Here is a 20,308-nt window from a genome sequence, read left to right on the forward strand (position 1 = left end):
CGACGATGATCCTGCCAGCCAGGGAAAACCGATCACCGCGACAAAGGTGCTGAGCATTGCCGCTGCAATCACGCGACCGGCGTCGTGCTCATCGCCGCCGCGGCTGCTGATCAGCAGGGACAGGAGAAAGGTCGCGCCGTAGGACAGCGACAACAGATAACTGCCCAGGCACAACAGCCCGAACAAGGGGCCCGACACCTCGGATTGCGGCTTGGCCTGGGTGGACATGAAAACGCCTCGTCATGCTGGAACTGGTGCCGGGCTTTCTAACATGGCGACGCCGCCGGTTGGTTGTGTTCCTGGTGGTTTCAGGGTTAGCCGCCAGCGGAGTCAGCCTTCCGGCTCACTCGCCGATTTCCTCCAGCAATTCCTGCCTGAAGCGTTGCAGGCGCGCATGGCGGATCTGCGCCAGACGGGCGCCGCAGGAGGTCTGAAAACCTTCGGCCAAATGCAGCAGCTTGGTCTGGAAGTGATCCAGGGTGAAGCGGGCATCATCGAGCTCGCGCTGCTGGGCCGTGGGGTCGGCGGGGTCGTAGAGGGACCGGCCCAGGCGGCCGGAGACGTAGAAAGTCCGTGCCACGCCCAGGGCACCGAGGGCATCGAGACGGTCGGCGTCCTGCAGGATCCTGGCTTCCAGGGTGGCCGGGGCCAGGGCGGCGGAAAAACTGTGGGCGGCGATGGCGTGAGCCACTGCTTCGATCTCGGCGTCGTTCCAGCCCAGCCCGGCGAGAATCCCCCGGGCCTTGTCCGCCGACAGGCGTGAGGCCTGGGCGCGCAAGGGCGAGTTTTTTTCCACGCTCACACAATCGTGGAGCAGGGTAGCGGCCAGCAGCACTCTGAGGTCGCCGCCTTCTTCGTCGACTATGCGTCGCACGTTGTGCCAGACCCGTTGCAGGTGGGACAGGTCATGGGAGCCGTCTTGTGTCGGTTCGAGAGCGTGGGGCAGCAAGGTTTCTGCCAGGGCGTGCAGGGGAGCAAAGTGCATTCGGCGGTCCAGGTTATCCAGTTCGGCGTCGCGCATGATCGGTGATTGGCCGATTCCTATAAATGCCCGTGCAAGTCTTTCGACTGTCGTTCTAATATGGCCGCCTGATTCCGCCATGAGAACCGTCGATGTCCGTCGAAATCCGTCCCGCGCTGCCTAGCGATGCCCCGCAGATTCTTGCCTTCATTACTGAACTCGCCGACTACGAGCGAGCGCGTCATGAGGTGATTGCCAGTGTCGCTGACATCGAGCGCAGCCTGTTCAGCGAGGGCGCCACGGCCCACGGTCTGATTTGCCTGCGGGACGGACAGCCGATCGGCTTCGCGGTGTTTTTCTTCAGTTATTCGACGTGGTTGGGCAGCAACTGCCTGTACCTGGAAGACCTTTACATCACCCCGGAACAACGGGGCGGCGGGGCGGGCAAGCAACTGCTGCGGCATCTGGCGCAGATTGCCTGTGACAACGATTGCGGACGCTTCGAATGGAGCGTGCTGGAGTGGAACGAGCCAGCGATCCAGTTCTACAAGTCCCTGGGCGCCCAGCCTCAGGAGGAGTGGGTCAAGTACCGCATGGACGGTGAAGTGCTGCGCGCCTTCGCCCGCGGCTGACGTCGGCGGATCTCTCTAGTAGGCGCCCTAGCAGGCGTCGGCTTGCCGGCGAAGGCGCGCGCCATCGAGCGCCGCCGACGACAAGCCGTACTGGCGTGGTGCCGAGATTCAGCCTTTCAAGCTCGCCATGTCGATCACGAAGCGGTATTTCACATCGCCCTTGATCATGCGCTCGTAAGCTTCATTGATCTGGCGGATGTCGAGCATTTCGATATCGCAGGTGATGCCGTGCTCGGCGCAGAAATCCAGCACTTCCTGGGTTTCGGCGATGCCGCCGATCAGCGAGCCGGCCAGCACCCTGCGGCTCATCACCAGCTTGGCGGCGTGCAGCGCCGGGTCCACCGGCTCGATCAGGCCCACCAGAATGTGCACGCCATCAAAGCGCAGGGTGTCGAGGTAGGGGTTCAGATCGTGGGGCACCGGAATGGTGTCCAGCAGGAAATCGAAATGCCCGGCCGCCGCCTGCATCTGCGCCGCGTCGGTGGACACGATCACGTGATCGGCGCCCTGGCGCCGCGCTTCTTCGGCCTTGCTCGCCGAGCGGGTGAACAGGGTCACTTCGGCGCCCAGGGCCTTGGCGAACTTGATGCCCATGTGGCCCAGGCCGCCCATGCCGAGAATCCCTACCTTGTCACCGGGCTTGACCCCGTAGTGCTTGAGCGGCGAGTAGGTGGTGATGCCGGCGCAGAGAATCGGTGCGGCGCTGGCCAGGTCGAGCTTCTCGGGGATGCGCACGACAAAGTGCTCGCTGACCACGATGCTGTCGGAGTAGCCGCCCATGGTGTTGCTGCCGTCGACCCGGTCCGGGGTGGCATAGGTCATGGTCGGACCTTCCAGGCAGTACTGTTCCAGGTCCGCGGCGCAGGCTTCGCAGTGGCGGCAGGAGTCGACCATGCAGCCGACGCCCACCAGGTCGCCGACCTTGTGCTTGCTGACGTTGGCTCCAACGGCCGTGACCTTGCCGACGATCTCGTGGCCCGGCATCAGCGGGTACACGGCGATGCCCCATTCGTTGCGGGCCTGGTGGATGTCGGAGTGGCAGACACCGCAGTAGAGGATCTCGATGGCGACGTCGTCCGGGCGCGGGCTGCGGCGCTGGAAACTCATGGGGGCGAGGGGCGTGGTGGGCGACTGGGCGGCATAACCGATGGCGGTGTACATGATGGACCTCGCGAAAACGCTGACGATTGAGGCGGGGCATTCTCGGCGTCGAGCGCCGCAGCAACCATGGCGATTCCTCGACATGTCATGCCTATTCCTCCGGCATTGGCGGTTTTCACGGGGCATTGGCGGACAGACCTGCGATGATGTTTTCATCCCTTTTTCCGTGAAGTTTTTCCCATGCTGCTGACCCGTCATCTGGACGCCAACGCCACCCTGGTTTCGCTGATCCAGCCCCTTGCCAGCCGAGACGGTTTCGCGGCCACCGCCTTGCCCGGAGTCCAGGTGCTGCGGGCCAGTTGCGATGTGGCGCGTGGCCCGCAGATTTATGAGCCGAGCCTGATGATCATTGTCCAGGGCAGCAAACTGGCCTACCTGGGCACGCGGACCCTGGAGTACGGCGCCGGGCATTACCTGATCCAGGCCCTGTCGGTGCCCTTCGAGTGTGAAACCTTCGCTTTGCCCGATGCGCCGCTGCTGGGCATTTCCATTGCCATCGACCGGGCGGTCCTCAGCGAGTTGGTACTGGCCATGGGCATCACCGAAGGCCGGGCCGCTTCGGCGCAGACCCTGGAGTCCATGACCTCGGCGGTGCTCGATGACACCATGCGCGATTGCGTGGAGCGGCTGCTGCGCTGTCTGCACGATCCTCTGGAGTGCAAGATCATGGGCGCTTCCAGGGTGCGCGAACTGCTGTTCGCTGCCTTGCGTGGGCCCCAGGCCGACGCGCTGCGGGCGCTGGTGGAGCAGCAGGGGCATTTCGCCCGGGTCGCGGCGTCGCTCAATCATCTGCATGAGCATTACACCGAGCCCTTGAACGTCGAGACGCTGGCTCGCTGCGCCAACATGAGCCCCTCGACCTTCCACGAGCATTTCAAGCGCAGCACCCTGCTGTCGCCGGTGCAGTACCTCAAGCGCCTGCGCCTGCTCAAGGCCCAGCAGTTGCTGTTGGGCGAAGGACTGGGCGTGGCCCAGGTGGCGCATCGGGTGGGGTATCAGAGCACCTCGCAGTTCAGTCGCGAGTACAAACGCTACTTCGAGCGTAATCCCGGTGATGAGCGCGCTGTTGCCCTGTAGAAACCGGCTGTGGGCGCTGGCTTGCCAGCGAGGACGCCTTTGGGCCGGTGGAGGGACTGTTCGCCGGCAAGCCGGCTCCTACGCAGCTAATTCCGGGCATGAAAAAGGCCCCCATATAGGGGGCCTCTTTGCTGCCGCGGCGACTTACATGTTCGGGTAAGTCGGGCCGCCGGCGCCTTCCGGAGTGACCCAGGTGATGTTCTGGGCCGGGTCCTTGATGTCGCAGGTCTTGCAGTGCACACAGTTCTGCGAGTTGATCTGGAAGCGCTTCTCGCCATCTTCCTGGGTGATCACTTCATACACGCCGGCCGGGCAGTAGCGCTGGGCCGGTTCGTCGTACAGCGGCAGGTTGCGGCTCAGCGGGATGCTCGGGTCGGCGAGCTTGAGGTGGCAAGGCTGTTCTTCTTCATGGTTGGTACCGGAGATGAACACCGAGCTCAGCTTGTCGAAGCTGAGTTTGCCGTCGGGTTTCGGGTAGTCGATCTTCGCGCAGTCCTTGGCCAGCTTCAGGCAGGCGTAGTCCGGCTTGGTGTCGTGCAGGGTGAAGGGCAGCTTGCCGCCAAAGAGGTTCTGGTCCATCCAGTTGAAGCCGGCACCGATGATCGGGCCGAACTTGTGCATGGCCGGACCGAAGTTGCGGCTGGCGAACAGCTCTTCATACAGCCAGCTGGATTTGAACGATTCGACGTAGCCCTTGAGCTCGTCAGCCCCTTCGGAGCCGGCGAACAGCGAGTCGGCCACGGCGTCGGCGGCGAGCATGCCGGACTTCATGGCGGTGTGGCTGCCCTTGATCTTGGCCACGTTCATGGTGCCCAGGTCGCAGCCGATCAGCGCGCCGCCCTTGAACACCATCTTCGGCAGCGAATTGATGCCGCCCTTGGCCAGTGCGCGTGCGCCATAGCTGATGCGCTTCCCGCCTTCCAGGTACTGCTTGAGCACCGGGTGATGCTTGAGGCGCTGGAACTCGTCGAACGGCGACAGGTAAGTGTTGGCGTAGGACAGGTCGACGATCAGGCCCACCACGACCTGGTTGTTCTCCAGGTGATAGAGGAAGGAGCCGCCGGTGTTCTCGTTGCTCATGATGTCCAGCGGCCAGCCGGCGGTGTGCACCACCAGGCCCGGTTGGTGCTTGGCCGGATCGATTTCCCAGATTTCCTTGAGGCCGATGCCGTAGTGCTGGGCGTCGGCGTCGCTGTCCAGGTTGAAGCGCTTGATCAGCTGCTTGCCGATATGGCCGCGGCAGCCTTCGGCGAACAGGGTGTATTTGCCGCGCAGTTCCATGCCGGGGGTGTACATGCCGTCTTTTGGATGACCTTCACGGTCGACGCCCATGTCGCCGGTAAGAATCCCGCGCACCACGCCGTTTTCGTCGATCAAGGCTTCCTGGGCGGCGAAGCCGGGGTAGATTTCCACGCCCAGGTTCTCGGCCTGCTGCGCCAGCCAGCGGCACAGGTTGCCCAGGGAGATGATGTAGTTGCCTTCGTTGTGCATGGTCTTGGGCACAAAGAAGTCTGGAACCTTGGTGGCGGTTTCGCCGCTGCGCAGGACATAGATGTCGTCGCGGGTCACTGGAGTGTTGAGCGGAGCGCCCAGTTCCTTCCAGTCCGGGAACAGTTCATTCAGGGCCCGTGGTTCGAACACGGCGCCGGAAAGGATGTGAGCACCGACTTCGGAGCCTTTCTCGACCACGCAGACGCTGATTTCCTTGCCGGCTTCAGCGGCCTTCTGCTTAAGGCGGCAAGCGGCGGACAAGCCTGCGGGGCCGGCACCGACGATGACCACGTCGAATTCCATGTATTCGCGTTCCACTAGGCTATCTCCTACTCAAGGCTCAACGGTTTTTTCTAATTGGAGGTTTGGCGTTGCATCCGCGCTTTCTCCCATCGCAAATGGGGGGAGGAGGGGTGGATGGCCGACCTTTCTCTCTGGGCGGCGCATTATATCTACACCACTCTCAGCGTCCAATACAAACGTTTGTTTGAAATTGCTGCAGCCCAGATAAATCAAAGAAGCGCGGCTTATAAACGGCTATTTTGCCGTATTGACCAGAAAAGGCGTTCCGGTCAAGATACGGTCGGTTTTGCGCTCGCCGTAGGCTGACTGTTGGTTTCAAGAGCACCTCTAAAGACAGGGCAAAGGCAGTAAAGGTGATGCGCCGCGCAGCTTGAAAGTGCGCAGTTTACACGCCGCGATAATGAATGACTCGCCGGTCACCACTGACCAACGGTCATCACTCCCGTGAGCAAGGTCATCCTTTATGTACGCCAGCGTTTTTGGAGGTGCCCTTGTGCCGATGAGCATCAACCGCCAGGTTCTCGCCTAGGCGACTTTCTTTTCACCGGAGAGTAACGAGGAATCCATGAAGGTTCTTGTAGCTGTCAAACGAGTGGTCGACTATAACGTCAAGGTTCGCGTCAAAGCGGACAACTCCGGCGTCGACCTCGCCAACGTCAAGATGTCGATGAACCCTTTCTGCGAAATCGCAGTGGAAGAAGCCGTACGCCTGAAAGAGAAAGGTGTAGCGACTGAAATCGTCGTCGTCTCCATCGGTCCTGCTACTGCTCAAGAGCAACTGCGTACCGCCCTGGCACTGGGTGCCGATCGCGCAATCCTCGTCGAGTCCGCTGAAGAGTTGAACTCCCTGGCCGTGGCCAAGCTGCTCAAGGCTGTGGTCGACAAGGAACAGCCACAGCTGGTGATCCTCGGCAAACAGGCCATCGATAGCGACAACAACCAGACCGGCCAGATGCTGGCGGCCCTGAGCGGTTACGCTCAAGGCACCTTCGCCTCCAAGGTCGAAGTGTCCGGCGACAAGGTCAATGTCACTCGCGAGATCGACGGCGGCCTGCAGACCGTTGCGCTGAACCTGCCAGCCATCGTCACCACCGACCTGCGTTTGAACGAGCCGCGCTATGCGTCTTTGCCAAACATCATGAAAGCCAAGAAGAAGCCGCTTGAAACGCTGACTCCTGATGCTTTGGGCGTTTCCACCGCCTCCACCAACAAGACCCTGAAAGTCGAAGCGCCGGCTGCACGCAGCGCGGGTATCAAGGTCAAGTCGGTGGCTGAACTGGTCGAGAAACTGAAAAACGAAGCGAAGGTAATCTGATCATGACTATCTTGGTAATCGCCGAACACGATAACAAGGCGCTGGCTCCGGCCACCCTGAACACCGTTGCCGCCGCCGCCAAAATCGGTGGTGACATTCACGTACTGGTCGCCGGTCAGGGCGTTGGCGCCGTGGCTGAAGCCGCCGCCAAAGTCGCTGGCGTGGCCAAAGTGCTGGTGGCCGACAACGCCGCCTACGCTCACCAACTGCCGGAAAACGTTGCGCCGCTGGTGGTCGAACTGGGCGCTGGCTACAGCCACATCCTGGCTGCCGCGACTTCCAACGGCAAAAACATCCTGCCGCGGGTTGCCGCTCAGCTGGACGTTGACCAGATCTCCGAGATCATTTCGGTCGAAAGCGCCGATACCTTCAAACGTCCGATCTATGCCGGTAACGCCATCGCTACCGTGCAGTCCTCGGCTGCTGTAAAAGTCATCACCGTGCGTGCCACCGGCTTCGACGCCGTTGCCGCTGAAGGTGGTTCGGCTGCAGTCGAAACCGTGGGCGCCGCTCACGATGCCGGCAAGTCGAGCTTCGTTGGCGAAGAGCTGGCCAAGTCCGATCGTCCTGAACTGACCGCTGCCAAGATCGTCGTTTCCGGCGGCCGCGGCATGCAGAACGGCGACAACTTCAAGCACCTGTACGCCCTGGCCGACAAGCTGGGGGCTGCTGTCGGCGCCTCCCGCGCCGCGGTGGACGCAGGCTTCGTACCGAACGACATGCAGGTCGGCCAGACCGGCAAGATCGTTGCGCCGCAGCTGTACATCGCGGTCGGTATCTCCGGTGCGATCCAGCACCTGGCCGGCATGAAAGACTCCAAAGTGATCGTTGCGATCAACAAGGACGAAGAAGCGCCGATCTTCCAGGTGGCCGATTACGGCCTGGTGGCGGACTTGTTCGAAGCCGTTCCTGAGTTGGAGAAGCTGGTCTAATCCGGCGTCTTCACTTATAAAGAGCCCGGCCTTTTGGCCGGGTTTTTTTATGGGTGTTTTTTTGTCGGGGGAGGGTATCGCCATGGATCTGCACCGCATGAGTGGCTGGGCAGCGCTGTTGAGCCTGGCATTGTTGCCATCGCTGTCACTGGCGGCAGGCAAGTGCGAGCGTCTGGTGGTGACCGGCAGCCCGGACGCGCCGCCGTACCTGTGGCAAGACCCGCAGAACCCCAAGCACCTGATGGGAGCCAGTGCCGACTTACTGCAGCAAGTGGCGGGGGAGCTGGGGCTCAAGGTCGAGTTGTTGTACGCCGGCAAACGTTCCGAAGCCCTGGATGAAGTTCGCAGCGGGCGCATGGACCTGCTGGCCGATGCGCCACTGACCTTCAATGAGCTGGAGTCGCTGGACTACATCCACCCGGCGCTGGTGCAGAACGACTATCTGGTGTGGACGCGCAAGGACTCGACCCTGAGCTACTCCCAGGTGTCGGACCTGGCCGGCCATCCGGGCGCGGTTTCGGAAAAGGCCCGGTTGACCCAGCCCTTTCAGGTCGTGGCCAAGGAGCACTTGCAACTCAAGCGCCTGCCGAACTTGACCCAGGTCTTCCAGGCCTTGCTGCTGGGGCAAGTGGACTATGTGCTGGCACCGCGCTATGCGGGCATGGCCATGGCCCAGTCCCTGGGGATGGCGGCGGATTTGCAGGCGTTTCCCCAGGCCATCGACAAACCGGGGCTGTTTCTCGCGCTGTCCCATAACTCGGCTTGCAATGACCCATGGTTGCGCGGACAGCTGGCAAAAAAGATGACAGAATTGCCCGCGTCCGGTCTGACGGAGGCCTTGCTGCAGCGCAATCTGGAGCGCTGGAAGGCCCAGTTGCAGCAACCCGTCAGCAGCCCAAAACCGTAGGAATCACGTGTGACTATTCGACCTCTTTTCCCTGCCTTGGCCCTGTTGGCCATGGCGGGTTGTGCAACCGATCCGGCGCCCACCGAGCAAATGCGCCTCACTGCCCAGGCACTGGAGCAAGCCAAGGCCGTGGGGGCCTCGGCCGAGGCGATGCCGGAGTTGAAACTGGCCGAAGACAAGTTCTCCCGGGCTCAGGGCAATATGCAGGATGAGTCCTACAAGAAGGCACGCATGCGTGCCGAACAGGCAGAACTGGATGCTCGATTGGCCGAGGCCAAGGTCCTGACCCAGAAGAGCCAGGAACAGGTGAATGAGCTCAACACCCGCATCACCCGCCTGCGCAAGCAACTGGGAGATGCCCAATGAGCCTGTCGACCCGTATCTTCGGTGGCGCGATGCTGTTGGCCTGCGCCGGTCTCTATGGTTGTGCCGGCCAGCACAGCGAGGAAGCCCTGCAGCAAGCCGGTGCCGACTTCCAGAAGGTCAAGGAGGACTCCAATGTGTTGCGGATCGCGCCCAAGGACGTGATCCGCGCCGGAGAATCCCTGGCCCGTGCCGATCGACTGTCGACCTACTGGGGCAGCGGTGCCGATGTGGAGCACTATGCCTACCTGAGCCGTCGCTACAGCGAAATTGCCCGGGAACACACGGATCAGGCGCTGAACCAGGAGCGCGCCGCCAAGCTCGAGCTGGAGCGGCAACGCCTGCAGCTGGCCCTGCGTGAGGCCAAGCTGTTGAGCGTGCAGCAGCAGGGCAAGTGGCTGGAGGAGCAGATCATCAGCCTGGCGACCACCCAGACCGATCGCGGCCTGGTGATGACGCTGGGCGACGTGCTGTTTGACACCGGCGAGGCCGAATTGAAGAACTCGGCCAATCGCACCGTGCTCAAGGTGGTGCAGTTCCTGCAACTGAACCCTAAGCGTGTCGTGCGCATTGAGGGCTACACCGACAACACCGGTGAGCGTCAGAGCAATCTGCAACTGTCGCGCGATCGGGCCCAGGCCGTGGCGGACGTGCTGGTGGATCTGGGGATCGACGAGAAGCGCATCCAGGTCGAAGGTTACGGTGACGACTACCCGGTGGAAGCCAATGCATCCGAACGGGGTCGGGCGCAGAACCGGCGAGTGGAAATCGTCTTCTCCGACGAAAAGGGCCAGCTTGGCGCCGCTCGCTGAAACGCCGCTTGTCCCCGAAAAACCCGACGTCCGCCAGGCGTCGGGTTTTTTTATGTCTGCCAAGGTGCGCACAAAAACCCTACAGTTCTACTTTTCACTGCCCGGTGTCCTCGACTATTGTAGGAACTGTCCCAGTACACTTCTAAACTGTGCCGGTATTGTTTCACACAAGAATAAAACGCCGTGAAATCGAGTGCTGTGCCATGACCAATCTCTTGCTCTATCAACGTATCGCTCAGCAGCTGGCTGAGGATATTCGCCGTGGTGTCTACCAGCCGGGGGAGCGCGTGCCGTCGGTACGCAAGATGAGCTCGCAGCTCAACGTCAGCCACGCCACGGTGCTCCAGGCTTACGCCAACCTCGAAGACCAGGGGCTGATTCGCGCGCGTCCCCAGTCGGGTTACTACGTGCACCAGACGCCGGCACTGACCGCGCCCACGCCGGACATCGCCCGGGTCGAGCGCCCGGGACTGGTGACCCGCAGCAGCATCATTCAGCAGGTGTTGGTGGAGTCCCGTCGCGAAGGGGTGTTTCCCCTGGGGGCCGCGGTGCCCAGCGTCGACTATCTGCCGGTGCGGGCATTGCATCAGCAATTGGCCAAGGTCACGCGGTTTCACAGCCCGCGGGCGTTCAGCTACATGTTCAGCCCGGGGTTCGAGCCGCTGCGACGCCAGGTGGCGATTCGCATGCGCGATGCCGGGGTGGTGGTCGATCCTTCCGAGGTGGTGATCACTCACGGTTGCGTCGATGCCCTGCAGATGTCGCTGCGGGTGCTGACCCGGCCGGGCGATCTGATCGCCGCGGAATCGCCGACCTATTACGGATTACTGCAACTGGCGGATTTGCTGGGGCTCAAGGTCATCGAGATTCCCAGCGATCCTTCCACCGGGATGAGCCTCGAAGCGCTGCAACTGGCGGCCAACCAGTGGTCGATCAAGGCCCTGGTCCTGACCACGCGTCTGAGCAACCCCCTGGGCGGCACCATGCCGGAGGAACGGCAGAAGCAGTTGCTGCGCCTGGCTTCGGACTTCGATATCCAGGTGGTCGAGGACGATATCTACGGCGAGTTGATGTTCGAGGTAGGGCGCACCAAGGCCCTCAAGGCCTATGACCGCCTGGACCGGGTGATCTACTGCTCGAGTTTCTCCAAGACCCTGTCACCGGGGGTGCGCATCGGCTGGATGATCGCCGGCAAGTACCAGCAGGAAATCCAGCGCCTGCAGACCTTCAGTACCCATTCGGCGTGCAGCGTGACCCAGATGGGCGTTGCGGCGTACCTGGAGAACGGCGGTTACGACCGGCATCTGCGCTACATCCGCCAGGAATACCGCAAGAACCTCAGCGCCTTTCAACTGGCGGTGCAGCAGTACTTTCCGGAGGGCACGCAGATTACCCGGCCCAATGGCGGCTTCATTCTCTGGGTCAGCCTGCCTGGGCGGGTCAACACCCAGGAACTGCATGTGCGGGCCTTGCAGCAGGGCATCAGCATTGCCCCGGGGTTGATCTTCAGTAACACCGAGCAGTTCAACCACTGCGTGCGGCTCAATTGCGGCACCCCCTGGAATCGTGAGGCCGAGCGGGCCTTGATGACCCTGGGCATGCTCGCCAGCCAGTTGTGCCAGGAGGCAGCCGGCGGTTTTTAAACAATGCGGCCCTGTGCTTGTCATGGGGCTTGCAACAAGCGAGCATAGGAAACCTTTTGTCGATCTACCTGCCTTTATGAATGCCTTTTTTCCTGCCATCTGGTTATCTGCCTGCCTGTTGGGAGTTGTCGCTGTCACGCCTGTCCAGGCAGCCTCGGCCACCGATAAACCGGCTGCCAGCAGCACCCACCCGAGCAAGCCAGCTACCGCCAAGCAGACCTCGGCGAGCAAGGCCAAAGCCCAGGCCAGCGCTGGCAAGAGCAAGCCGGCAAGCAAAAAGGCAGCAGCCAAGCCCAAATCCAAGTGGGCCTATCAAGACATCAAGACGCCGTTGAAGAGCCCCAAGCTGGACCTGAGCCTGCCGCCGGAAATGGTCAAGCATCTGCAACCCGTCGGCAGCGTGCCATTGCCCAAGCGTGAACCTTTGCTGCCGCAAATGTTTGGCGAAAAGCCCAAGGAAAGCAGTCCATTCCAACTCAACGGTCGCTTGCTGAGCAACGAAATGCAGTTGCAGTTGCGCAATGAGGAGCGTCGTGAAATCGAAGGCGCAGCCCTGGATTTCGAATTCAAGCAGTAAATTCTTCAACCGCTATGTGACGGGTCTTGGCGACACTTTGTCGGAGACTGATCAGTCACGCACGGTTGTGCGTCAAATCCGTTCTTTGAGTAATTTTAAACGGCTGTTTTAGCGGTTACTCTTGTCCGGCGTCATTCAACACTATGCTTGTCGCGAGGAGCTTTCGTCATGAAATGCCGTGAAGGTTGTGGCGCCTGCTGCATTGCCCCTTCCATCAGCTCACCGATCCCCGGAATGCCCAATGGCAAACTGGCGGGAGAACGTTGCCTGCACCTGTCTGTCGAACACCTGTGTGGCTTGTTCGGTAGGCCGGAGCGGCCAGAGGTGTGCGGCGCGTTTCAGGCAGATCCCGAGGTTTGCGGCGAAAGCCGGGAAGAAGCCATCCGCTTGCTCGGATGGTGGGAACAAGTGACAGCGGCTTAGAGTGTTCTTAATGAACGGAACTTCAACAATAAGGAATAAGACAATGGGTTCGCTGTATCGAATGGCTGTGCTCTGTGGCTTCACCGTGCTGTTGTCGGCAACGGCCCACGCCGAAGACTGGCAAACGGCGAAGGATGAAGACGGCATCAAGATCTCCTTGAGTGAAGTGGCCGGTTCCAAATACAAGGCCTACCGTGGTGTCACCACCATGAAGACCTCCATCGCCAAGCTGCGTGCTTTGCAGGAAGACGTGGCAGGCGCCTGCGCCTGGATCCACGAGTGCAAGACCCAGAAACTGCTCAAGCACGAAGGCGATCAAACCTGGACCTACACCCAGTTCAACACGCCTTGGCCGGTCACTGCCCGTGACTCGGTGCTGCACATCACCACCAGCGAAGCCGCGGACGGCAGTCTGACCCGCAAGCTGGAAGGTGTGCCGACCTACATCCCCGAAGAGAAAGGTTTCGTGCGCGTATCCCAGGTCGAGGGTTACTGGAAGTTCGTGCCCAAGGGTGCCGATCAGGTCGAAGTGACCTATCAGGTGCACACCGAGCCCGGTGGCAGCGTGCCGTCCTGGCTGGCCAACAAGTTCGTGGTGGATGCTCCTTTCAACACCCTGAAGGCGCTCAAGACCCGTGCCGAAAAGCCGTGATCGGCTGAAGGTCCAAGGGTTCGATCAAGGCCGCCTCCGGGCGGCCTTTTTTATGGCCTGGCCTGCCCGTGCCGTGGAACGTTTGCCTTCGGCTCAAGGTCGAGATGTTGTAGGCCCACTCACAGGGCTATCGAGGAGGCGCTGATGCAAAAGTGGCAAGTCACTTTCGTCGATGATCATGGTGTCCAGTCCGTCGAAGACTTCGATTGCGAGCAGGAGCCAACGCTGGAACGGGCCGCGCAGTTGGTGAGGGCCAAGTTGCTGCCGGTCAGCGCCGAGCTGGATCTGAATGATCTGGACGGACGTATCGAAGCCCCCACTCTCAAAAGCCTGAAAGAGCAGAACAGCATTCAGATTCTCAGCATCACGCCGATCTAGAGACGACAGAGATCGCTTGCGCAGCAATTTCTGGCGGCGCCCAGAGGTTGGCGCTAATCTGCAAACGAGATCAGCAAATGCTTCGCCTAGCTCTGATCTTGTCAGCTCCATGCTTGTTTCCTGACGACCCGTCCCGGGTCGTGATGCCGGTCACCGTTGCCGGCGAGTCGGGAAGCGCGGAAAGTCTATCCATCGGTTTGAGGAGGACGTTTCATGAGCACAGCCGTTCAAGAAGACCTCAGCAGCAGTGTGCTGCGCCGCATGAAAGAAGGCGGTTTTGATTTTTCACGATTCCATCCCATCGAGTTCTACGCCATTTTTCCGGATGAGGAGCGGGCGCGCAGGGCGGCAGGACAGTTTCGCGGTGAATCCTTGAACGCCCAGGTCAGCGTGCGTGATGACGGCGCCTGGTATCTGGAACTGAGCAAGGTGATGTACGCCACCCATGGCGGCATCGGGGATTTTGAACAGGACTTCGAGGCCGTGGTCGAGCCTCTGGGCGGCATCATTGAAGGATGGGGGGTGAAGCAGGAGATTCGCGGGCGCCTGGTATAACCCGGAGCCATCGGCAGCAAGACAGGCAATTGGCTGACCCTCGGGTCGGCCAATTGCGTTTTCAGGGGGCTCAAAGGTAAAAAAAAGCCACCCGAGAGGGTGGCTAAAAGGTAAGACCGGTCAGGAGAGGGAACCGGTCGGGAGAGCCCGGACCCGGTTGTCATCGGCGTCATCAAGGTTGCAGCAGCGACTTCATCAGGCTTGGCGAAGTGTTTGCTCGATGGGCGCGATTATCCGCCCGCCTGAGCGGACCAGGAAATCAACTCTGACTATCTGGGCGATAGACAACGCCCGGATCAGCTCAAGGCAGCTGCTTGCGCCCCGCCATGTGCCGCAGATAGCCCAGCAACAACTCCAGCTCTTGATCCGGCAACACAGTGCTGTCGAACCCGGGCATCTTGGCCTGGGGCCAGCGCCTCAGACTCTGCGGATCGCGGATGTAGCGCTTGAGAAAGTCGCCACTGAAATACTCGGTAGGGTTGTAGGGGATGTTCAAGTCCGGCCCGAACTGCGAGTCACCGGCGGCATTGAGGCGGTGGCAGGCCAGGCAGTTCTTCTGGAACAGGGCAAAGCCCTGGTTGACCGGATCGTTGCTGGCCAGCTTCGGGTCCGGAGCCAGGGCCGGGAAACGCTCCGCCACCGGCGCCAGGCGCTGGATGCGCGCCACCTGGAATGGCCATTGCTCGGGGCTGATATGTCCGGCTTGCGGGTTGGTCCACACCAGATAGAACGGCCCGGCGCCGGGCTTGTCCGCGGCCAGGGCAGGCCAGGGTTGGCTCGGGTCTTCAATGGCCAGCCAGGCCTGGGAACCCTGGGTATTGAGCAGAGGCGCGGCGTTCAGTTCGGCGGCGAAGCCGTCCAGGGCCACGGCCTGCAGATGGTCCTCGGCCTTGAGTCCCTTGAGCAGGGCCGCCATGGGTACGGCCCGGTATTGCATGTCGCGGTGGTAGGACACGTCGTCCTTGATCTTGATGTTCCGGGCTTCGGGGTGCTTGAGCAGTTCTTCGGTCTGCCAGGTGCGGCTGCCGGAGCCCAGGTCGATCAGCAGTTGGGCGGCGTATAGCGGGCTGCTGGTCAGGAGGGCAGCGCAAAGGAGGAGAGCTTTCAATGGATGGCCGTCGGATCGTCGTCAGTGGGGGCGTCACCGGGCTGCATGTCTGCCGCTTGCGACACGGGGTCGAACGGGGCATCCCGGGGTTCTTGGTGGTTAGCGTCGTTCACGATACCGAAATAGTCGCGCTTGGCTAGCGGGTCTTGGCCTTCCAGCGCGGGCGGCTCGGTATCGGCATCAATCCTTCTGCTTGCCGTTGCTCGGCAAGATCGGCATACGACAGCGCCCCCGGTGAGAACCGGGGGCAAGGTGCTGGTCGGTTGGTCGAGCAGCCACGTATCAGCCGATCACTCGGGTGAGGTTCGGCAAGATCAACAGCAATGTGGTTGCGAAGAGGATGAGCCCCGCCTGACGTACTTTCGAATGTTTGAACATGGCTGAATGCCTTTTGTTGTTATTCCTGAGCATCAATGCATACCGGTCCTTAAGGTGATTGTGGGCCGGTTATGTGTCCTTTTTTTGACCTGTCCCGATGCAGAATCCGTCCGGGACTTCCTACAGTTTCTACCTTAGGGGCCTTGAATCCTCTGGCTTAGATCCAATTCGTATGAAGTTATAGCTGCAATCCCTGAAAACGCTATAAATCCATTCGCACACCGGGTGGTCGCCCTTTGGCTAGACAGCTCGCGACCCTTCATCGGGCGATCGCTTAGCTGCCTACCGTTCGTCTGAGCGTCACCGTCAAGGCGGCTGAGCGCATCGGTCATTGAATCCGCGGCTGTCGCGCCTAAGGTGAGGGCTCGACATTTTCCCCTGCACAGCGGTTCGAGGACGTCATGACCCAAGCTTTGATATTCGATGCGTTACGCACGCCCCGTGGCAAAGGCAAGGCCGATGGCGCCTTGTACAGCGTGAAACCGGTGAACTTGGTGGCCGGCCTGTTGCGGGCACTGCAACAGCGTTGCGAGCTGGACACCAGCCAGGTGGACGACGTGGTCCTGGGCTGTGTGACGCCCATCGGCGATCAAGGGGCCGATATCGCCAAGACCGCCGTTCAGGCCGCGGACTGGGATGTGAGCGTGGCCGGCGTGCAGATCAATCGCTTCTGCGCCTCGGGGCTGGAGGCGGTCAATCTCGGCGCGATGAAGGTGCGCTCGGGGTTCGAGGATCTGGTGGTGGTCGGTGGCGTGGAGTCCATGTCCCGGGTGCCCATGGGCAGCGATGGCGGGGCCTGGGTGCTGGACCCGGAAACCAATATGCACAGCCATTTCACTCCTCAGGGCATTGGCGCGGACCTGATCGCGACCCTGGAGGGCTTCTCCCGCGAGGAGGTCGACCGCTTCGCCCTGCAATCCCAGCAGAAGGCGGCCCGGGCCCGGGCCAGCGGCGCCTTCGCCAAGTCCCTGGTGCCGGTGCAGGACCAGAACGGCATCGTGTTGCTGGAGCATGACGAGTTCATTCGCGCCGACTCGACCCTGGAAGGCCTGGGCAGCCTCAAGCCGAGTTTCGAAATGATCGGGCAGATGGGCTTCGACGCCACCGCGCTGCGGGTCTACAGCCATGTCGAGCGCATCCACCATGTGCACACACCGGGCAACAGTTCGGGCATCGTCGACGGTTCGGCGCTGATGCTCATCGGCTCCGAGGCCAAGGGTCGCGAATTGGGACTCAAGCCCCGGGCGCGGATCGTGGCCACGGCGGTCACCAGCACCGACCCGACCATCATGCTCACCGGCCCGGCGCCGGCCACCCGCAAGGCCCTGGCCAAGGCCGGGTTGCGGGTCGAGGACATCGACCTGTTCGAGGTCAACGAAGCCTTTGCCTCGGTGGTGCTCAAGTTCATCAAGGACATGGCCATCGATCCGGCCAGGGTCAACGTCAACGGTGGCGCCATCGCCCTGGGCCACCCGCTGGGGGCCACCGGCTGCGCGATCCTCGGCACCTTGCTCGACGAACTGGAAAGCCGGCGCCAGCGCTACGGCCTGGCGACCCTCTGTGTCGGCGGCGGCATGGGTATCGCCACCATCATCGAACGCCTCTGAGCCCCGACTTCAAGGAACCATCTTCATGACCGATGCCATCCGTTACGAAAAGGGCCAGGACCAGATCGTCGTCCTGACCATCGATATGCCGGGCCAGAGCGCCAACACCATGAACGCGGTGTACCGCGAGGCCATGGCCGGTGTCGTGGCGCGCCTGCAGGCCGAGCAGCAATCGATTGCCGGGGTGATCATCACCTCGGCGAAAAAGACCTTCTTTGCCGGCGGCGACCTCAATGAGCTGATCAAGGTCGGCAAGCCGCAAGCCAAGGCCTTCTATGACATGGTGCTGACCCTCAAGGGCCAGTTGCGCGCGCTGGAAACCCTGGGTAAACCGGTGGTCGCGGCTATCAATGGTGCTGCCCTGGGCGGCGGCTGGGAAATCTGCCTGGCCTGCCATCATCGGGTGGCCCTGGATGATCAATCGCTACAGATCGGCCTGCCGGAAGTCACCCTGGGCCTGTTGCCCGGTGGCGGCGGGGTGGTGCGCATGGTGCGCCTGCTGGGCCTGGAAAAGGCGTTGCCGTATCTGCTGGAAGGCAAGAAAGTGCGCCCGCAGCAGGCGCTGCAAGCTGGCCTGATCGATGCCCTGGCGACGGACCGTGACGACCTGCTGGCCCAGGCTCGGGCCTGGATCCTGGCCAATCCGGCGGCCCAGCAGCCCTGGGATGCGCGCGGTTATCAGATCCCCGGCGGCACGCCGGCCAACCCGAAAGTGGCGCAGATGCTGGCCATTGCCCCGTCGATTCTGCGGGCCAAGACCCAGGGCTGCTTCCCCGCGCCGGAAAAGATCCTGTGCGCCGCGGTCGAAGGCGCCCAGGTGGATTTCGCCACCGCGCAACTGATCGAGACGCGCTACTTCACCGAGCTGACCACCGGCCAGGTGGCGAAGAACATGATCGGCACCTTCTGGTTCCAGCTCAATGAAATCAATGCCGGTGGCTCGCGTCCTCAGGGCATCGCGCCGCAGACCACGAACAAACTCGGGGTGCTGGGGGCCGGGATGATGGGGGCGGGGATTGCCTACGTCAGCGCGGTGGCGGGCATCGAGGTGGTGCTCAAGGACATCAGTGTCGAGGCGGCCGAGAAGGGCAAGGCCCACTCGGCGGCGCTGCTGGAGAAAAAGCTGGCTCGCGGGCAACTGAGCCGCGAGCAGCGTGAGGCGATCCTGGCACGAATCCGTACCACCGCCGAGGACGCCGACCTGGCCGGTTGCGACCTGATCATCGAGGCGGTGTTCGAGGATCGCGAGCTCAAGGCCACGGTGTCCCGGGCCGCGCAGCAGGTGGTCGGCGGTGAAGCGGTGATTGCATCCAACACTTCGACCCTGCCCATCACCGGGCTGGCCACGGCGGTGCCGAATCCGGATAAGTTCATCGGCCTGCACTTCTTCAGCCCGGTGGACAAGATGCCCCTGGTGGAAATCATCAAGGGCGCGCAGACCAGCGATGCAACCCTGGCCCGTGGGTTCGACTTCGTGCTGCAGATCAACAAGACCCCGATCGTGGTCAACGACAGTCGCGGTTTCTTTACCTCCCGGGTGTTCGGCACCTTCACCAACGAAGGCATCGCCATGCTCGGCGAAGGCATTGCGGCGCCGTTGATCGAAACCGAGGCGCGCAAGGCCGGGATGCCGGTGGGGCCGCTGGCGATTTCCGATGAAGTCTCCCTGAGCCTGATGAGTCACATCCGTCAGCAGACCGCCAAGGACCTGCGGGCTGAAGGCAAGGCGCCTGTCGAGCATCCGGCGTTTGCCGTGATCGACCAGTTGCTCAATGACTGCAAGCGTGCGGGCAAGGCCGCCGGCGGTGGTTTCTACGAATACCCGGCCGGTGGCCAGAAGCACTTGTGGCCGCAGTTGCACTCGCGCTTCTATCGCGCCGATGGGCAGATCTCGCCCCAGGACGTGCGCGACCGCCTGCTGTTCATTCAGGCCATCGAAACCGTGCGTTGCCTGGAGGAGGGGGTATTGCAGTCCACGGCGGACGCCAATATCGGCTCGATCTTCGGCATCGGTTTCGCCGCCTGGAGCGGCGGTGCCCTGCAGTTCATCAACCAGTACGGGGTGAAGGATTTCGTCGCCCGGGCGCAGTATCTGGCGCAGCAATACGGTGAGCGATTCGCCCCGCCGACCCTGCTCCTGGAGAAGGCTCGCCAGGGGCAGTTGTTCTGAGGTTGACCGGCAGCCAATGAGTGGTCCCGGGGCTTGCCTTGCCGTGGTATTTCAAGGCAGGCTCTGGGCTGTTCATTATTGCCATCACCTTGTCAGGAATTTTTTATGTCGCTACGCATCTGCATTCTTGAAACCGATATCCTGCGTCCCGAACTGGTCGATCAATATCAGGGTTACGGGCAGATGTTCCAGCGCCTGTTTTCCCAGCAACCCATTGCTGCGCAGTTCAGCGTCTACAACGTGGTGCAGGGCGATTACCCCAGCGACGAGCTGGAGTTCGACGCTTACCTGGTGACCGGCAGCAAGGCCGACTCCTTCGGCACCGACCCCTGGATTCAAACCCTCAAGACCTATCTGCTGGGCCGCTACGAGCGTGGTGACAAGCTGCTGGGCATCTGCTTCGGCCATCAGTTGCTGGCGCTGTTGCTGGGGGGCAAGAGCGAGCGGGCGAGTCAGGGCTGGGGCGTGGGCACCCATAGCTACAAGCTGGCCGCCAAGGCGCCGTGGATGAGCCCGGTGGTGGAGGAGTTGACGCTGTTGATCAGCCACCAGGATCAGGTCACCGCGCTACCGGAAAACGCCACAGTGATCGCCTCCAGCGATTTCTGCCCCTATGCCGCCTATCACATCAATGACCAGGTGCTGTGTTTCCAGGGTCACCCTGAGTTCATCCACGACTACTCCCGGGCGCTGCTGGATCTGCGCCAGGAGTTTCTTGGCGAGAAGATCTACCAGAAGGGCCTGGCCAGTCTCGAACACGAGCACCACGGCACCACCGTTGCGGAATGGATGATGCGCTTCGTCGCCCACAAACCCGAAGCCGCATGACCTTGCCGGGGCCCTGGCGTTCGCGCCCAGGGCCC

21 protein-coding genes and 1 pseudogene are annotated in these 20,308 nt (G+C 61.9%); 17 read left to right on the top strand and 5 right to left on the bottom strand.

What is annotated here, in order from left to right:
- Nucleotides 1-30: 30 nt before the first annotated feature.
- Both GWQ44_RS03810 and GWQ44_RS03815 read right to left on the bottom strand, forming a co-directional pair.
- Nucleotides 31-228 (bottom strand): annotated as a pseudogene (locus GWQ44_RS03810) (MFS transporter); the annotation flags it as partial.
- A gap of 115 nt (nucleotides 229-343) precedes the next feature.
- Nucleotides 344-985 carry an HD domain-containing protein gene (locus tag GWQ44_RS03815; RefSeq protein WP_275926665.1) on the bottom strand — a complete coding sequence of 214 codons (642 nt, stop codon included), beginning with the start codon at nucleotides 983-985 and terminating at the stop codon, nucleotides 344-346.
- Between the two features lie 128 nt (nucleotides 986-1,113).
- Between GWQ44_RS03815 and GWQ44_RS03820 the strand changes: the two genes are divergently transcribed.
- A complete protein-coding gene (locus tag GWQ44_RS03820) occupies nucleotides 1,114-1,593 on the top strand; it encodes a GNAT family N-acetyltransferase (protein ID WP_016964463.1) in 480 nt (159 codons plus the stop codon).
- Between the two features lie 108 nt (nucleotides 1,594-1,701).
- On the opposite strand, the gene GWQ44_RS03825 is transcribed toward GWQ44_RS03820, so the two are convergent.
- Entirely contained in the window at nucleotides 1,702-2,754 is a 1,053-nt protein-coding gene (locus GWQ44_RS03825) for an NAD(P)-dependent alcohol dehydrogenase (RefSeq protein WP_275926666.1), read from the bottom strand.
- 180 nt (nucleotides 2,755-2,934) lie between these two features.
- On the opposite strand from GWQ44_RS03825, the gene GWQ44_RS03830 reads away from it, so the two are divergent.
- Nucleotides 2,935-3,831, top strand: a complete 897-nt coding sequence (locus GWQ44_RS03830) for an AraC family transcriptional regulator (RefSeq protein WP_016964461.1) — start codon at nucleotides 2,935-2,937, stop codon at nucleotides 3,829-3,831.
- 144 nt (nucleotides 3,832-3,975) lie between these two features.
- On the opposite strand, the gene GWQ44_RS03835 is transcribed toward GWQ44_RS03830, so the two are convergent.
- Complete coding sequence (locus tag GWQ44_RS03835; protein WP_016964460.1) at nucleotides 3,976-5,640, bottom strand: electron transfer flavoprotein-ubiquinone oxidoreductase; 1,665 nt, start codon at nucleotides 5,638-5,640, stop codon at nucleotides 3,976-3,978.
- Nucleotides 5,641-5,739: 99 nt separating this feature from the next.
- On the opposite strand from GWQ44_RS03835, the gene GWQ44_RS03840 reads away from it, so the two are divergent.
- The 12 genes from GWQ44_RS03840 (at nucleotide 5,740) to GWQ44_RS03895 (ending at nucleotide 14,182) form a co-directional block, all read left to right on the top strand.
- Nucleotides 5,740-5,931: a hypothetical protein gene (locus tag GWQ44_RS03840; protein ID WP_016964459.1), complete on the top strand. Its 192-nt coding sequence runs from the start codon at nucleotides 5,740-5,742 to the stop codon at nucleotides 5,929-5,931.
- A 259-nt stretch (nucleotides 5,932-6,190) separates the two neighbouring features.
- Nucleotides 6,191-6,940, top strand: coding sequence for an electron transfer flavoprotein subunit beta/FixA family protein (locus tag GWQ44_RS03845; protein ID WP_015634720.1), 750 nt, complete (start codon nucleotides 6,191-6,193; stop codon nucleotides 6,938-6,940).
- Nucleotides 6,941-6,942: 2 nt separating this feature from the next.
- On the top strand, nucleotides 6,943-7,872 hold the full coding sequence (locus tag GWQ44_RS03850; RefSeq protein WP_275926667.1) for an FAD-binding protein: 930 nt from the start codon (nucleotides 6,943-6,945) through the stop codon (nucleotides 7,870-7,872).
- An 82-nt stretch (nucleotides 7,873-7,954) separates the two neighbouring features.
- Nucleotides 7,955-8,779, top strand: coding sequence for a transporter substrate-binding domain-containing protein (locus GWQ44_RS03855; RefSeq protein ID WP_275926668.1), 825 nt, complete (start codon nucleotides 7,955-7,957; stop codon nucleotides 8,777-8,779).
- 9 nt (nucleotides 8,780-8,788) lie between these two features.
- Nucleotides 8,789-9,145 (top strand): DUF4398 domain-containing protein, encoded by a 357-nt coding sequence (locus GWQ44_RS03860; protein ID WP_016964456.1) that lies wholly within the window; start codon nucleotides 8,789-8,791, stop codon nucleotides 9,143-9,145.
- The gene (locus GWQ44_RS03865) at nucleotides 9,142-9,954 is read left to right on the top strand and encodes an OmpA family protein (protein ID WP_016964455.1); all 813 of its coding nucleotides are present in this window, start codon (nucleotides 9,142-9,144) and stop codon (nucleotides 9,952-9,954) included. The genes GWQ44_RS03860 and GWQ44_RS03865 overlap by 4 nt, the downstream gene beginning before the upstream one ends.
- Nucleotides 9,955-10,157: 203 nt before the next feature.
- Complete coding sequence (locus GWQ44_RS03870) at nucleotides 10,158-11,597, top strand: PLP-dependent aminotransferase family protein (protein ID WP_011060145.1); 1,440 nt, start codon at nucleotides 10,158-10,160, stop codon at nucleotides 11,595-11,597.
- 76 nt (nucleotides 11,598-11,673) lie between these two features.
- Complete coding sequence (locus GWQ44_RS03875) at nucleotides 11,674-12,174, top strand: hypothetical protein (RefSeq protein ID WP_016964985.1); 501 nt, start codon at nucleotides 11,674-11,676, stop codon at nucleotides 12,172-12,174.
- Nucleotides 12,175-12,342: 168 nt separating this feature from the next.
- Nucleotides 12,343-12,597 (top strand): YkgJ family cysteine cluster protein, encoded by a 255-nt coding sequence (locus tag GWQ44_RS03880; protein ID WP_275926669.1) that lies wholly within the window; start codon nucleotides 12,343-12,345, stop codon nucleotides 12,595-12,597.
- A 43-nt stretch (nucleotides 12,598-12,640) separates the two neighbouring features.
- A complete protein-coding gene (locus GWQ44_RS03885) occupies nucleotides 12,641-13,249 on the top strand; it encodes an START domain-containing protein (protein ID WP_016964987.1) in 609 nt (202 codons plus the stop codon).
- A gap of 144 nt (nucleotides 13,250-13,393) precedes the next feature.
- The gene (locus GWQ44_RS03890; RefSeq protein WP_016964988.1) at nucleotides 13,394-13,627 is read left to right on the top strand and encodes a hypothetical protein; all 234 of its coding nucleotides are present in this window, start codon (nucleotides 13,394-13,396) and stop codon (nucleotides 13,625-13,627) included.
- Between the two features lie 213 nt (nucleotides 13,628-13,840).
- Entirely contained in the window at nucleotides 13,841-14,182 is a 342-nt protein-coding gene (locus GWQ44_RS03895) for a ribonuclease E inhibitor RraB (protein WP_016964989.1), read from the top strand.
- A gap of 301 nt (nucleotides 14,183-14,483) precedes the next feature.
- On the opposite strand, the gene GWQ44_RS03900 is transcribed toward GWQ44_RS03895, so the two are convergent.
- Nucleotides 14,484-15,290, bottom strand: a complete 807-nt coding sequence (locus GWQ44_RS03900; RefSeq protein ID WP_047302865.1) for a cytochrome c — start codon at nucleotides 15,288-15,290, stop codon at nucleotides 14,484-14,486.
- A 779-nt stretch (nucleotides 15,291-16,069) separates the two neighbouring features.
- Between GWQ44_RS03900 and GWQ44_RS03905 the strand changes: the two genes are divergently transcribed.
- From GWQ44_RS03905 to GWQ44_RS03915, 3 genes are all read left to right on the top strand, one after another.
- Complete coding sequence (locus tag GWQ44_RS03905; protein WP_179597410.1) at nucleotides 16,070-17,275, top strand: acetyl-CoA C-acetyltransferase; 1,206 nt, start codon at nucleotides 16,070-16,072, stop codon at nucleotides 17,273-17,275.
- A gap of 25 nt (nucleotides 17,276-17,300) precedes the next feature.
- Entirely contained in the window at nucleotides 17,301-19,445 is a 2,145-nt protein-coding gene (locus GWQ44_RS03910) for a 3-hydroxyacyl-CoA dehydrogenase NAD-binding domain-containing protein (protein ID WP_275926670.1), read from the top strand.
- 105 nt (nucleotides 19,446-19,550) lie between these two features.
- Nucleotides 19,551-20,273: an amidotransferase gene (locus GWQ44_RS03915; RefSeq protein ID WP_016964995.1), complete on the top strand. Its 723-nt coding sequence runs from the start codon at nucleotides 19,551-19,553 to the stop codon at nucleotides 20,271-20,273.
- Nucleotides 20,274-20,308 lie beyond the last annotated feature (35 nt).

The sequence above is a fragment of the Pseudomonas sp. 3MA1 genome, from assembly GCF_029237275.1.
Taxonomy (GTDB): domain Bacteria; phylum Pseudomonadota; class Gammaproteobacteria; order Pseudomonadales; family Pseudomonadaceae; genus Aquipseudomonas; species Aquipseudomonas fluorescens_AP.